The 13311-nt window shown below is 42.6% G+C and carries 14 protein-coding genes and 3 tRNA genes; 9 read left to right on the top strand and 8 right to left on the bottom strand.

Annotated features, from left to right (window positions below):
* Positions 1-164: 164 nt before the first annotated feature.
* The 5 genes from V7O66_RS08000 to V7O66_RS07980 form a co-directional block, all read right to left on the bottom strand.
* Positions 165-434 carry a hypothetical protein gene (locus V7O66_RS08000; protein ID WP_406662699.1) on the bottom strand — a complete coding sequence of 90 codons (270 nt, stop codon included), beginning with the start codon at positions 432-434 and terminating at the stop codon, positions 165-167.
* Positions 331-558 carry a phage integrase N-terminal SAM-like domain-containing protein gene (locus V7O66_RS07995; RefSeq protein WP_406662610.1) on the bottom strand — a complete coding sequence of 76 codons (228 nt, stop codon included), beginning with the start codon at positions 556-558 and terminating at the stop codon, positions 331-333. Before V7O66_RS07995 ends, V7O66_RS08000 begins: the two co-directional genes overlap by 104 nt.
* A 139-nt stretch (positions 559-697) precedes the next feature.
* A tRNA-Glu gene (locus V7O66_RS07990) sits at positions 698-772 on the bottom strand.
* A gap of 86 nt (positions 773-858) precedes the next feature.
* Entirely contained in the window at positions 859-2097 is a 1239-nt protein-coding gene (locus tag V7O66_RS07985) for a proteasome-activating nucleotidase (RefSeq protein ID WP_406659781.1), read from the bottom strand.
* A 615-nt stretch (positions 2098-2712) separates the two neighbouring features.
* Positions 2713-2940 (bottom strand): hypothetical protein, encoded by a 228-nt coding sequence (locus V7O66_RS07980; RefSeq protein WP_406659780.1) that lies wholly within the window; start codon positions 2938-2940, stop codon positions 2713-2715.
* Positions 2941-2993: 53 nt separating this feature from the next.
* Here V7O66_RS07980 and V7O66_RS07975 point away from each other — a divergent pair, with 53 nt between their 5' ends.
* Together V7O66_RS07975 and uvrB are read left to right on the top strand one after the other, a co-directional pair.
* On the top strand, positions 2994-3434 hold the full coding sequence (locus V7O66_RS07975; RefSeq protein WP_406659779.1) for a hypothetical protein: 441 nt from the start codon (positions 2994-2996) through the stop codon (positions 3432-3434).
* Between the two features lie 294 nt (positions 3435-3728).
* Entirely contained in the window at positions 3729-5711 is a 1983-nt protein-coding gene (uvrB, locus tag V7O66_RS07970) for an excinuclease ABC subunit UvrB (protein ID WP_406659778.1), read from the top strand.
* A gap of 17 nt (positions 5712-5728) precedes the next feature.
* Here uvrB and V7O66_RS07965 read toward each other — a convergent pair whose 3' ends face one another.
* Positions 5729-6733 carry an ATP-binding cassette domain-containing protein gene (locus tag V7O66_RS07965; RefSeq protein ID WP_406659777.1) on the bottom strand — a complete coding sequence of 335 codons (1005 nt, stop codon included), beginning with the start codon at positions 6731-6733 and terminating at the stop codon, positions 5729-5731.
* Between the two features lie 105 nt (positions 6734-6838).
* Between V7O66_RS07965 and V7O66_RS07960 the strand changes: the two genes are divergently transcribed.
* From V7O66_RS07960 to V7O66_RS07935, 6 genes are all read left to right on the top strand, one after another.
* Positions 6839-6910 (top strand) — tRNA-Gly (locus tag V7O66_RS07960).
* Positions 6911-7011: 101 nt separating this feature from the next.
* Positions 7012-7596 carry an SOUL family heme-binding protein gene (locus V7O66_RS07955; protein ID WP_406659776.1) on the top strand — a complete coding sequence of 195 codons (585 nt, stop codon included), beginning with the start codon at positions 7012-7014 and terminating at the stop codon, positions 7594-7596.
* Entirely contained in the window at positions 7593-8984 is a 1392-nt protein-coding gene (locus tag V7O66_RS07950) for a cryptochrome/photolyase family protein (RefSeq protein WP_406659774.1), read from the top strand. The genes V7O66_RS07955 and V7O66_RS07950 overlap by 4 nt, the downstream gene beginning before the upstream one ends.
* A 68-nt stretch (positions 8985-9052) precedes the next feature.
* Positions 9053-9137 (top strand) — tRNA-Leu (locus V7O66_RS07945).
* Between the two features lie 16 nt (positions 9138-9153).
* Complete coding sequence (locus V7O66_RS07940; protein WP_406659773.1) at positions 9154-9411, top strand: ATP-binding protein; 258 nt, start codon at positions 9154-9156, stop codon at positions 9409-9411.
* A 157-nt stretch (positions 9412-9568) separates the two neighbouring features.
* The gene (locus V7O66_RS07935; protein WP_406659772.1) at positions 9569-11050 is read left to right on the top strand and encodes a response regulator; all 1482 of its coding nucleotides are present in this window, start codon (positions 9569-9571) and stop codon (positions 11048-11050) included.
* A 3-nt stretch (positions 11051-11053) separates the two neighbouring features.
* Here V7O66_RS07935 and V7O66_RS07930 read toward each other — a convergent pair whose 3' ends face one another.
* Both V7O66_RS07930 and V7O66_RS07925 read right to left on the bottom strand, forming a co-directional pair.
* Positions 11054-11485 (bottom strand): nucleoside deaminase, encoded by a 432-nt coding sequence (locus V7O66_RS07930; RefSeq protein ID WP_406659771.1) that lies wholly within the window; start codon positions 11483-11485, stop codon positions 11054-11056.
* Between the two features lie 124 nt (positions 11486-11609).
* Positions 11610-12827, bottom strand: a complete 1218-nt coding sequence (locus V7O66_RS07925; protein ID WP_406659770.1) for a peptidase U32 family protein — start codon at positions 12825-12827, stop codon at positions 11610-11612.
* Positions 12828-13058: 231 nt separating this feature from the next.
* On the opposite strand from V7O66_RS07925, the gene V7O66_RS07920 reads away from it, so the two are divergent.
* Positions 13059-13289, top strand: coding sequence for a ferrous iron transport protein A (locus tag V7O66_RS07920; protein ID WP_406659769.1), 231 nt, complete (start codon positions 13059-13061; stop codon positions 13287-13289).
* Positions 13290-13311: the final 22 nt, after the last annotated feature.

Below are 13311 nucleotides of genomic sequence, written 5' to 3'. Positions count from 1 at the left end.
TGAATCCATATTTCTTTTCACCGGGGTGATGTTCCGCTTTCCTGGCCTCCTGAGATCCGGCACATTTCCGAATAATCCCGGAGATTCCCGGCAGGACCTGCCAGGTTAAACGGTTCATCAGTTGCCTGAGGGGTGCTGTTTTGGTGTTGCTTATATTAGTATAATTATACTGCTTCCGCTTGTTCCGTTTCTTTCATCCAATCCCTCATCTGTCTTTGAGAGAATCCAGTTACATTTTCAAGCTTATCCCAGGCATAATGATCCTTCACAAGAGGAAGGATCTTAATACAGCATTTTGATTGATTTGATAGTTTTCTAATCCTATTACCATCAATAGTTTCTTTCACTCCGCTTAATTCCTTGAAAGCATCCTGATAGAACTGATTTGCATAAGCCTCTTCTCTGCAAATGCTGCAAATAATTCCTAAGATCATGTTTAGTAACTTCTTCGGGTTCCGGGTAGTATTTTAGAAACTCTCCGATATTGCTCTTGTATGTTTCTATTGTCCGGTTGGTTCTACCCCTTACAGAACAATCAACTAAAAAACTGGTTAACATATCCTCGTTCAACTCCTTTCTTTTAGGAGTCATTTGTAATATGTGTTCACTTACTTAAATTATATGCGATGTGCGCAAGCCAAAAAACTAAGCTGTTTAGTTTGTTAAATTGTAAAAAAACAGTAAAAAAAGTGGGATATGCTCCGATGGGGATTCGAACCCCAGTCGCAGGAGTGAGAGTCCTGCATGATTGGCCGTGCTACACTATCGGAGCATTTCGATTCGCTTTAACAGCAACTCTGAAAGTAATTAAAAGTATATTAACCTTTCGTTTAAAAAGAAGAAATGCATGATTGCTTTTTAAACAAACATGCCATGGGGTGTGTTCATCTCCTCTTCAGCGACAACTTTCTCGTAAGCTTCCATGAGGTCTTTCATAGTTATCTTCTCGCCGCGTCTTCTGAGGACAAACATTCCTGCTTCCTTAGTAATAACTTTCAGGTCTGCGCCGCTCAATCCGTCCGTCATCTTTGCAATCTTCTTGAAATCAACATCATCTGCGATGTTCATCTTTCTTGCGTGTATTTTTAGAATTTCGGTACGCCCTTCTTCGTCGGGAAGTGGGACGTCTATGACCCTGTCAAAACGTCCGGGGCGGAGCAGTGCAGGATCCAGCAGGTCTATTCTGTTGGTTGCAGCGATTACCTTGACATTCTCAGTTGCGTCAAAACCATCCATCTCTGCAAGTAGCTGGAGCATGGTCCTGTTCACTTCGGCTGAGCCTGTGGTTCCATCATGAGTTCTCATGCCTCCAACGGCGTCTATCTCATCAATGAATAGTATGGTTGGAGACTTGTCCCTTGCCATCTGGAACACATCTTTCACTAGTCTTGCACCTTCTCCTACAAACTTCTGTACGAGGTCGGATCCGGACATGCGAATGAATGTTGCATTGGCTCTGGAAGCAACTGCCTTTGCTATCAATGTTTTTCCTGTGCCTGGTGCACCATACATTAATACTCCTGTTGGTGGCTCGATCCCGATCTTATCAAAGAGTTCAGGCTCGACCAGTGGGAGTTCTACGGATTCAATGACTTCCTTGAGTACGTCATCAAGTCCTCCGATCATGTCATAACTGATTCCGGGTGAGTTGATAAGTTCCATTACCTGTGCACGTACGTCTGCTGCCCTACTTATTGTTGATATGATGGAAAAAGCGGCATTTACACATACTCGCATTCCTGCCTGTATCTCACCATGTAGTTGTGGCGGTACTCTTGTAACAACTTCCTGGTTATTTCCATGTTGTCTTATTAGTGCTGTACCATCTTCAACTTCCATTACAGTTGCAATGAAAAGGGGTGGTCTTGTCAGTTGCTCTATCTGTTTTTTCAGCTTGTTTGTCTCTTCGAGATAACTATTGGCTAACATGCTGGCTTCCAGGAGCTTAGCCTTCATGTTTTCATTATTGACCTTTAATAATTCGATTTCTCTGCGCAGTGATTCAGCGTCTTCCTGCGCTGCTTCTTCAGACTCTATCTGATCCACAAATTTTGTGTTTTTTGTGTCAATCGGCGATTCTGCACTACTATTTGACATAGGGCTCCTTTATATGTATCATCTGATATAAATTCAACTGAAATACGGCTTTTATGTTGCTTATCTCAAATCACATTCATTTATGTATTGTTATGTGTTTATTTTCAGTATAAGGTGTTTTTAAGCTTTTTTTGATTATTGGGTGCATAAATACTGTTTTTTACGTTTTAAATCTAATAATCACTCCTTATTTTTCATTGAAGGGAAGAATTTATTTATCATTAATATCTCTTTACTTGTTGTGGTATTATGTTTGGCTGTATTAAACACTTTGAATTATTAAAGAAGCAATATTAAGCCTTTAATTTGCTTGAAAACACATGAATACGGATATCAAACAAAATATTTATATATTATTGATTGCATGTAAGTAATTGTGAAGCGGAATGAAACATTGTGTTTCAGATGTGTTCACACAAAAACGGATTACGATTAAATAAACAACCATTGTCTGAGGGGATGAATGGTTTGTGAATCCATATATCTGAGGGGATGGATGGATCTGCAAAAGAGGCAAAATGATGAAGGTTCGGCTTGAGATCATCGATGATGATGGCACAGAAAGCACAAGTGTCGAATTTGGCGGAACACACTGGAAGAAGTGTATTCTCGCATTCATAGATTCACTAGTTGATGAGAATCAGCAACACAGCGAACCTTCGTCTGCTTCATTACTATCTTCTTCATATTCTTCAGTTCAGCAGCCAACGCAATCATTGCCTGCTCAACAGCAAGTTTTTCAGCAGCCTGTTCAACAACAGCCGCATTTTTATCAACAACCGGCGCCAGCAATACCTGTGCAGCAGCCAGTAAATTATTATTCTCCGCCAGGTGTATCTCCATATTACTATAATGGGCAGCAGGCTCAACCGCTATCCTCGTTCGCTCAACAACCTGTGGCTCAGCAACCTGTGGTTCAGCAACCTGTGGTTCAGCAACCTGTGGTTCAGCAACCTGTGGTTCAGCAACCTGTGGTTCAGCAACCTGTGGTTCAACAAACTATGGCTCAGTCTGAACCTGTGCGTATTCCAACGCCTCGTTTGCAGGAAAGGGTCAATGGTTCGTCTTTGACCATCAATGAAAGGCTTGAGCTTTTCCTGAAATATGAGTATCCTCGTGTGTGGTTCTCATCCCATGATGTGCAGCAACATTATGAGAGGATCTACGGTGCCATAAAACAGAGTACTGTTTCCACATACTTGTCTCGTATGTTCCGCAAGAGTATTCTGGAACGTCGTGGTAATCGGACACAGCGTGAATACAGGTATATTGCTGATGAGGTGGAGATGCCTTTTGTATCTTCCGGAGTAGGCATTTCTGAATTCCAGCGAATATGATTGGCTACGAAAAATTTAATTTTCTTTTCATGCGATCATTTCAACAGGTATTAAAATTACTTTTTCTGTCTATGTTTCTAACATCCTTGTTCCTGGGTCTGATGGGATAAATACAAAGGCTTTCGTATATCTGCAATTGCTCTGTTCATGTTGTATTTCTTCTTGTTCACAAGGGTGTGATCGGTGGTGAGTCTGTGATGTTGTGAACCTGTTTTTTGTGCTCCATAAATGGGAAACAAGTATGCTTATCCTCTGTGAATACGTTTATACAGGTTCAGACCAATACCTATTCTGATGCGCCAGTTCAAACTTGTATCCGATTACAAACCTAAGGGTGATCAGCCAAAGGCAATAGAACAGCTGGTCGAGGGCATCCAAAAAGGCAAAAAGCATCAGGTTCTGCTGGGTGTGACTGGTTCTGGTAAGACTTTCACTGTTGCCAATGTGATCGAAAAGGTGCAGAAGCCAACACTTGTCATTGCTCATAATAAGACTCTTGCAGCACAGCTGTATTCTGAGTTCAGGGAGTTCTTCCCTGACAATGCAGTGGAATACTTCGTTAGTTATTATGACTACTATCAGCCTGAGGCATACATTCCAACAACAGATACTTACATAGAAAAAGATGCTTCCATAAATGAGGAGATAGACCGGCTGCGTCTTTCGGCAACCATGTCTCTTCTTGAGCGTGAGGATGTCATTGTTGTTTCAAGCGTATCCTGTATTTACAACCTGGGTTCTCCTGATGAATGGCGCAAAATGTCAGTGAATCTAAGTGTGGGTCAGGAAGTTGACCGCTCAGCTCTTTTTGAAGATCTCATCAATATCCAGTACGAAAGGAATGATGTGGATTTTTCCTCGGGGAAATTCCGCTCTCGCGGGGATACCATCGAAATATATCCTGCGCAGAAGAATCATGGCATAAGGGTGGAGCTTTTTGGTGATGAAATTGACAGGCTCGCCTATTTCGATCCGCTCACGGGTAAGGTTATCGAGGAGTTTGGTATCGATGAAAGTGTTGCTATCTACCCCGCAAAGCACTTCGTAATGCCCGAGGAATATATCGAAAAGGGCCTTGTTTCAATAGAAGCTGAACTTGAGCAACAGCTTTCCACACTCCGCTCTCAGGATAAACTACTTGAGGCCCAGCGGCTTGAACAACGTGCAAGGTTCGACATGGAAATGATACGGGAGCTTGGTTATTGTAGTGGTATTGAGAACTATTCCCGACATTTTGATGGCAGAATGCCGGGTGAACCGCCTTCCTCCTTGCTTGATTTCTTCCCTGGTGATTATATGGTCATGATCGATGAGTCGCACGTCACCATTCCTCAGGTCCGTGGTATGCATAACGGTGACCGTGCAAGGAAGGAGTCTCTAATATCCTATGGCTTCCGACTTCCATCTGCTTACGATAATCGTCCGCTGCGGTATGATGAATTTGACCGGCTTTTGAACTATGTACTATATGTATCTGCGACACCTGCAGAATATGAACTTGACAAAAGCAGTGCTGTGGTTGAGCAGATAATTCGCCCCACGGGTCTTGTTGATCCTGAGGTCACCATAAGGCCGGTGGAAAACCAGGTTGACGATCTGATAGGTGAGATTCGCAAGGTCACAGAAGCTGGTTTCCGAACTTTGGTGACGACCCTTACCAAAAGGATGGCAGAAAATCTCACTGATTATTTGCTGGAGCTTGGGATAAAAGTTCGTTATATGCATTCTGATATTGATACTCTTGAACGTTCCGAGATAATCAGGGGTTTGAGAAAAGGAGATTTTGATACGCTTGTGGGTATTAATCTGTTGCGTGAGGGTATTGATATTCCTGAAGTTGCCTTTGTTGCCATCCTTGATGCTGATAAGGAAGGATTTCTACGTTCTGAACGCTCTCTTATACAGACCATTGGTCGTGCTTCCAGGAATTCAGAGGGTCGTGTGATACTTTATGCAGACCGAATCACCGGTTCAATGGAACGCGCCATGAGGGAAACCAGCCGTCGCCGTGAGCTTCAAATGTCCTTCAATAAAGAGCATGGGATTACTCCTCGTACTATACAAAAGGCCCTGCAGAAGGAATTGGTGGAGCTTGATACAGATGCTCAGATGTCGGGTGCCATGGCAATTGCAGAGACTATGTCCAAAAGGGAGTTATCGGACATGGTAATCGACCTTGAAGCTGAGATGCATCTTGCTGCCAAGAATCTCGAGTTTGAACGGGCAGCGGAGTTGAGGGATAGGTTAAAAGAGTTGCGTGAGGGCTATTCCCTTTAAGCCTGATTTTATTATGGTTATCTTCGCCGTCTGTGCATTCTTCCGGTTCTTTTTATGCTTCCGCCCTCTGAACTTGTATCTCTGATGTCTTTTCCTGTGTGGTGCAGAAAAACATCATCAAGTGTTGGTTTGTGGAGGTTGACTGACAATATTTCAAGTCCCAGTTCTGAGGTTATCTTCAGGATCTCGGGTATTGCCCGCTCTCCATTAGTTGCGGTGATACGCAGCTTGTTCTCAGATATTGAGATATTTTCATTCCCTGTTTTTTCAACATATCTGTTTTTCAGTTTGCTGGTGTCGTCCTCAGGTGATAGTTCGAGTGTTATCATATCGCCTCCAAGTGACGATTTCATTTCATGTGGCGTTCCCATGGTTACTATCTTCCCATGGTCTATTATGGCTATCCTGTTGCAGAGCTGGTCCGCCTCTTCCATATAATGGGTCGTAAGTACCATGGTTATGTTCTTTTCCTGATTGAGCTGCTTGATGTACTCCCAGATATGGTTCCTTGTCTGAGGGTCAAGTCCCAGTGTAGGTTCATCCAAAAATAACACATTTGGGTGATGCATTAGTCCTCTGGCAATTTCCAGACGTCGCATCATTCCGCCGGAATACTTCTGTACGGTCTCGTCTGCCCAGTTGCTTAACTCCACAAGTTCCAGTACTTCTCTTATTCTATCCTGTCGTTCCTTTTTTGGCAATCCGTAGAGCCTGCCGTGCAGGTCAAGATTTTCCCTGCCGGTGAGTTTCTGATCAAGGGTTGTGTCCTGAAACACCACTCCTATGGACTTGCGGACCATTGTGGAATCTGTTCTGATGTCATATCCCCAAACCCTAGCATTTCCTGAGCTTGGTCTTAGCATGGTGGAAAGCATTCCTATGAGTGTTGTTTTTCCTGCTCCATTAGGTCCCAGCAGACCGAAAAGCTCACCTTTTTTAATATCAAGGTCAATTGCATCTACGGCTGTAAGTTCATTGTATGCCTTGGTAATTCCTTTCGTATGGATTGCAGTATCAGTCACTATCATGCTCCGATATCAATGATGCTTTTACCAGTATGTATACATTCTGTTATTTTCTCAAGAGAAAGCTTTATATCTGTAAAACACGTGTAAGGGTTGCAACGTGCGCTGATGGTCTAGTGGCTATGACTGAGGCCTTCCAAGCCTTAAACCCGGGTTCGAATCCCGGTCGGCGCATATTCTTTTTTTGTTTTCAATTTCGTTATTACTAGTTGCTCAGATTTGAACTGACTATTTTATAGTAAAGCCTTTTTAAGTTTCCAGTCAGATATATCTACATGGGGAAAATGGGGATAATATTTGCCATATTGGCACTTATGCTAGTCCTTATTGCAATATGGTTCCTTGCGGGGGTCAAGGTTTCAATGAGTGCTGAACAACTTGATTATGAAGTTATGGATGATCTGGGTGACGGGGTTGAGCTAAGGCAGTATGGCAGTAGTACATTCATATCTGCAGAAGCAAAGGACTCGAATTCCGCCTTCAGAATACTTGCAGGTTACATTTTTGGTAACAATGACAATAATGTCAGGATAGCCATGACCAGTCCTGTGATATCCCGGCAGGAGGGCAATGTCCTTAACATGTCATTCGTCTTGCCTAAGGGTTATGATGTGGACAATGCTCCCATGCCTTTGTCTGGGGATGTATCCATTCATGATGTTGCTCCGAGAAAGCTTGCAGTGATAACTTTTTCTGGATATGCAACCGAATCCAGGATCGCATCACAAAGGCTCATACTTGAGGAAAATCTCTCCAGCCATGGTCTTAGTACAAAAGGTGAGTTCTTCCTTATGCGCTACAATCCTCCCTGGGTTCCCCCTGTGATCATGCGAAACGAGATTGCAGTGGAGGTCGAATGATGTCCAAATTCAAAAGATCCCTTTTCATTTTCAGGAGGGACTTGCGGGTCGATGATAATACTGCTCTTCTGGCAGCTCTGGATATGTCTGATGAGGTCATCCCATGTTTCATATTCGACCCACGTCTGTGCGATCCTGGTAGAAAGGCTTTCAACAGTAATGCTTTACAATTCTTGGTGGAATCGCTTGAGGATCTCAAAGGGCAGCTGGAAAACGTGGATGGCAGGCTGTATCTATTTTCAGGCCTTCCTGAAGATGTGATTGACAATATTCTGGATAAACAGGATATTGATGCTGTTTTTATAAACCATGATTATACTCTTTTCAGTATCAAAAGGGACAGGTCCATCACCAGTCTATGCTCTGATAAGGGCGTGGCTCTGCTTCAATTTCATGATTGTCTGCTTCACGAGCCAGGGTCCATACGCACTAAAAAGGGTACACCTTACAAGGTCTTTGGCCAGTTCTTTCGGGAAGCCTCGAAAAGGGATGTGACTCTTCCCTCAATGTTTGGGGATGGTAATTTCTATGCCGGGGATACTGGGGTCGCTGAGGTGGATGAAGCCGCTTTGCTCAAAAATATATTGCCTGAAATGAATGAAGGGATATTCGTGCATGGGGGCAGGTCTAATGCATTGTCCGTGCTGCAGGAGCTTTTCCAGTTCGCAAACTATGATGTTGAAAGGGATCTGCCATCTATCAAGGGAACCACGGGTCTTTCTGCGCACAATAAACTGGGTACGATATCCATAAGGGAATTCTATTATTCTGTACTTGATGAACTTGGCAGAGACCATACACTCATAAATGAGTTGCACTGGCGTGATTTTTTCACGCAAATAGCTTTCGAATTTCCAGAAGTGTTCGGGAATGCATTCAAAAACAAGTTCGATAATATCAGGTGGATTAATGACCGGGTCTTATTCGATGCATGGTGCTCAGGAAACACTGGCTTCCCCATTGTGGATGCTGGCATGAGGGAGTTGAACACAACCGGTTACATGCATAATCGTGTGAGGATGATCGTCGCATCATTTCTAGTGAAGGACTTGCATATTGACTGGAAATGGGGTGAACGTTATTTTGCAAGTAAGCTCGTGGATTATGATCCATGTGTGAATAATGGCAACTGGCAGTGGGCAGCTTCCACAGGTGCCGATTCCCAGCCATATTTCAGGATATTCAATCCCTGGAGGCAACAGAAGAAATTCGACGCGGATTGTAAATATATCAAAAAATGGGTGCCTGAGCTTTCATCTCTCGAGACAAAGGCAATACATGCTCTGGAAAAAGGGGTAGTACCTGATGGTGTTGATTACCCAGAACATGTGGTGGATCATTCGGCTGAACGGGAATATACTCTTACCATGTTCAAGTCCATGGTTTGAGCTGTTTTTCTGTCCAATTTCCGTAATCTTAATATGTAAAGGACATCTTTAATCACTACTTCCATTATGCGGGGGTTGCCCAGCCTGGCCAAAGGCGCAGGGCTTAGGACCCTGTCTCGTAGGAGTTCGTGCGTTCGAATCGCACCTCCCGCACTACTTTTTATATAATTTGCAGCGATTGTATTATTTTTCATTCAATACAAACATTTTTTTAGGACTCCTCATTTTGGAAACTATATGTTGTGCCGGATTCTATTTTTCAAATATATATAATCACTATAATATATTCTCTGTAATAATTGCAGAACTGCACATTTATGGGGGTACTGGCCTTGGCCTTGCGCTTGTCAAAGATCTTGTTGAATTGCACGGCGGCAGTATATGGGTCGAAAGCGAGCCAGGAGGGGGGCAGTACATTCAGTTTTAACATCTCAGTTGGATATATATAATATTAGATATGGCAGTCAACTGTCCTTATTTTATATTTCGCTGGATAAGTATAATAATCATTAAGATAATCATCGTTAGTATGTAGCACATCAGTGCTCAAACTATTGTGAAAAAACAAAATTCGTACTGTAAAAATGTCTAAATCTTCTCGTCCCCGGATACTTGTTGTTGATGATGAACCCTTGAATGTGGAATTGCTTGAGGCTTACCTATCTCCGGATTGTGATATTATTCCTGCATATGGTGGGCTGGAAGCACTGGAGCTTGCCTCCAAAGAAAAGTTGGACCTTATTTTACTCGATGTGATGATGCCTGATATGAATGGTTATCAGGTATGTGAGAAAATAAAGAGCTCATCATTCTCTCAATTTGTTCCTGTAATCCTTGTGACTGCTTTATCAGGGAGGGGGGATCGCTTAAAAGGAATCAAATCCCATGCAGATGATTTCCTCACCAAGCCTGTGGATAGGTTGGAACTTAGCATGAGGGTGAAATCACTTTTACGTATCAAGTCACTTCATGACAACGTTGTTTTTGAACGTGACCAGGCTCAAAACTATCTTGATGTGGCAGGTGTGATGATGCTTGTACTTAACACAGATCACAAGTTAACTCTCGTAAATAAAAGGACCACTGAGATACTTGGTTATAGTGAAACAGATATTCTGGGGAAAGACTGGTTCGATTATTTTGTGCCGGAGAATACTCGGAATTCCTGTGAGGCGAATTTTGAGAAAATCCGAAATGGGAGCACTGAGGATATTGTTCATTATGAAGGTCCTATTCTGTGTAAAGGTGGTGCCCAGAAAATAATTTCCTGGTACAGTAAGATCCTCACAGATGGAAACGGTGATCGTGTAGGTATATTGTGTTCAGGTGAGGATATCACTCAGCGCAAGGAATCTGAGATAAAGTTGAAGGAATACGCTTCAAACCTGCAATCATCTAATGAATTAAAGGATCTTTTCATGGATATAATGAGTCATGACCTGCTGAACCCTGCAGGGGTGGCAAAAGGCTTTATTGATATGTTGTTATGTGCGGAAGAGGATAAGGGTAAGATAAGCAAGTTGGAGTTCGTTGATGCCAGTGTAACACGTTTGATCGATATGATAGAATTGGCAGCCAGCTTTGGTAAACTCGAAGATATTGATTATCTTGAATTTGAGAAAATGAATCTTAGTGATGTTTTGAGTGAAGTGGCAGCTACATTTGAAACTCAGCTTGCTTCCAAGAATATATGTCTTGATATGAATCTGGATGGTTCATATGCTGCAAAAATGAATCCTCTTATTAGTGGTGTTTTTGTGAATTATATCTCAAATGCCATCAAATACGGACCATCCGACAGTAGTATCATCATCGACATAGATGATCTTTCGGATGAGTGGAAGGTCAAGGTAACTGACTTTGGGGATGGTGTGCCTGATGGTAACAAAGATCTTGTTTTTGATCGTTTCAAGCGCCTGACTCAAAACAAGAAGGTGGTGAAGGGTACAGGCCTTGGCCTTGCGATCGTAAAGAGGATAGTCGAACTGCATGGCGGAAGAGTTGGTGTGGATGATAATCCTCATGGAATGGGTAGTGTTTTCTGGGCAACACTGAAAAAAGCATGATGATCAGACTCCTATGTCCTCATACCAAATATCGGGTCTATCCTGAATGAATTCCTTCATCATCTTCTTGCATTCCTCTATATCGAGGTCTGTCACTTCGATTCCATGCTCTTGCATGAACTCGGAAGCACCTTTAAAGTTATCGGATTCTCCTACGATGACCTTTTTGATACCAAACTGCACCGCTGCACCTGCACACAGGTAGCATGGCATGAGTGTTGAATAAAGTATGGTTCCGTTATATTTTCCTATCCTTCCTGCATTCCTTATGCAATCTATTTCTGCATGTGCAAGGGGATCTTCTTGTTGTATTCTTCTGTTATGTCCTCTGCCTATGATCTCTCCGTCCCTGACAAGCACTGAACCTATGGGGATGCCCCCTTCCTCCAGTCCCTTCCGGGCTTCTTCTATTGCAGCCAGCATGAATTTGTCCATATTATTCTCCTGATTAGGTAATTTGAAAAATAGTATATCTATGTTTAGATATATTTTTTGTTATAACTGGTACCAAACCAAAAATTAGTTAATGGCTGTATATTACCTGTCGCTACTATTCTACTTAAGCTTCATTTGTTTTGAATACACGGTCATTCTTGCGAACCACATCTTCCACTTTAAGGCCAATTTCGTATCCTTTTTCTACTCCATTGACATTTTCCCCTTCATGGACTATGGATGTTACTTCCTGTTCTACATAGGTGGTATTGCCTTCTATTATGATATTGTCTCCAACATCTAATCCTTGTTCGAGAAGTCTTATGGATGCAGCCTTGCTCTTTGGGAAATAGTTGAGCACGACCCCAACTGCCTCTCTCTTTACGGGAGATGCATTCATGTCGCTTTCAGAGGCAAGTCCATCCGGTCCGGGATAGCCGAAATAGAATCCGGTGGAAAAACCGCGATTATATTCCCTGCTCAATTCTTCTTTCAGTACACGTATCTTCTCAAGGTCGAATGTTTCGTTCTTGTAATCATCCAGTGCCTGTCGATAACATTTTGAAACCGTGGAGGTATATCCTGGGTTCTTTAATCTTCCTTCTACCTTAAAGGAGTTTATTCCTGCCTCTGCAAGTTCTGGTATATGCTCTATCATGCACAGGTCTTTGGCACTGATGAGGTATTTTCCTTCTATATCGACTATTGCCCCGTTATCACTATGTAGTGACCATTCCCATCTGCATGGCTGGCTACATTCTCCGCAGTTGCCGGACTTTCCAAGCAGGTATGCCGAAAGATAACATCTTCCGGATACTGCCTGACACATAGCTCCGTGGATGAAAGTCTCAAGTTCGATATCCGTATCCTTCCTTATTTCTCTTATCTGCTCAAGACTTAATTCTCTTGCAAGAACTACCCTGCTTGCTCCAAGTGATTTGTAGAAGTTGGCACTTTCCTGATTAGATACATTTGCCTGGGTGGATATGTGTATCTTCAGATCATGATCGGCTGCTTTGATTATGGCAGCAGGGTCCCATGCTATAATCGCATCTACTTCAGCGGTTGCAGCTGTTTCCAGAACATTGTTGAGCTCCTGGATGTCATCAGGATATATGACTGAATTTACGGTAAGGTATCCCTTTAATCCGTATTCATGTACCTCTTCGACAAATTCTGCCAGATTATCGGGGGTAATGTCCTGTGCTCTTGCCCTCAGGCTCAACCTGTCCAGGGAGAAATATACGGCATCTGCCTGGTCTTTGCAAGCTCTCAATGCTGCCAGGTTACGTACTCCCATTGTCAATTCGGGGATATTCATGTTCTTTTTGTCTTTGTGCATGTGATATGGATTCAAATTATGGCTTAAATCTCTTGTGTTGTACAAGTAGTCATGATTATCATTTCATTAGACATCAGTTGTAACTGACAACATATATATACAATAAAATACTCTCTTGTAGTATCAATAGATATTAGGTACGCCTATTATTAATATGGTCTCTGATATTGTGGTGAAATGCGCCACTTGAATTCGAAAATAGCTTGATTATAAACCAATAGAGGTGGAAAAATGGCTCCAGTTATGCCCTTGACAATGATGTCTGAAGGTAGGATGAGTAAGATCATTTCTATCAACGCAGGTCGTTGTCTGATGGAACGTCTCAGGTCAATGGGTTTTGTCGAGAACACTCTCCTTAAAATAAAGAACTGCAACATGGGTTCTATTGTTGTGGATGTTAACGGTTCTAGCTATGCGCTTGGAAAGGGTATGGCTACCAAGATCATGGTTCAGGAATGCTAGGTCCATTGATCAACTATTTTGA

The sequence above is a fragment of the Methanolobus sp. ZRKC3 genome, assembly GCF_045291275.1.
Classification (GTDB): Archaea; Halobacteriota; Methanosarcinia; order Methanosarcinales; family Methanosarcinaceae; genus Methanolobus.
The sequence above is the reverse complement of the archived record's forward strand: the minus strand, read 5'-3'. Positions and strand labels throughout refer to the sequence as shown.

Excerpts from the sequence above, each read along its gene's own strand:
- V7O66_RS07930 (WP_406659771.1), bottom strand. The coding sequence starts at position 11,485 with ATGGACAAATTCATGCTGGCTGCAATAGAAGAAGCCCGGAAGGGACTG.
- V7O66_RS07955 (WP_406659776.1), top strand. The coding sequence starts at position 7,012 with ATGGGGAAAATGGGGATAATATTTGCCATATTGGCACTTATGCTAGTC.
- V7O66_RS07950 (WP_406659774.1), top strand. The coding sequence starts at position 7,593 with ATGATGTCCAAATTCAAAAGATCCCTTTTCATTTTCAGGAGGGACTTG.
- V7O66_RS07995 (WP_406662610.1), bottom strand. The coding sequence starts at position 558 with ATGTTAACCAGTTTTTTAGTTGATTGTTCTGTAAGGGGTAGAACCAAC.
- V7O66_RS08000 (WP_406662699.1), bottom strand. The coding sequence starts at position 434 with ATGATCTTAGGAATTATTTGCAGCATTTGCAGAGAAGAGGCTTATGCA.
- uvrB (WP_406659778.1), top strand. The coding sequence starts at position 3,729 with ATGCGCCAGTTCAAACTTGTATCCGATTACAAACCTAAGGGTGATCAG.
- V7O66_RS07920 (WP_406659769.1), top strand. The coding sequence starts at position 13,059 with ATGGCTCCAGTTATGCCCTTGACAATGATGTCTGAAGGTAGGATGAGT.
- V7O66_RS07985 (WP_406659781.1), bottom strand. The coding sequence starts at position 2,097 with ATGTCAAATAGTAGTGCAGAATCGCCGATTGACACAAAAAACACAAAA.
- V7O66_RS07935 (WP_406659772.1), top strand. The coding sequence starts at position 9,569 with ATGTCTAAATCTTCTCGTCCCCGGATACTTGTTGTTGATGATGAACCC.
- V7O66_RS07980 (WP_406659780.1), bottom strand. The coding sequence starts at position 2,940 with ATGGAGATACACCTGGCGGAGAATAATAATTTACTGGCTGCTGCACAG.
- V7O66_RS07925 (WP_406659770.1), bottom strand. The coding sequence starts at position 12,827 with ATGCACAAAGACAAAAAGAACATGAATATCCCCGAATTGACAATGGGA.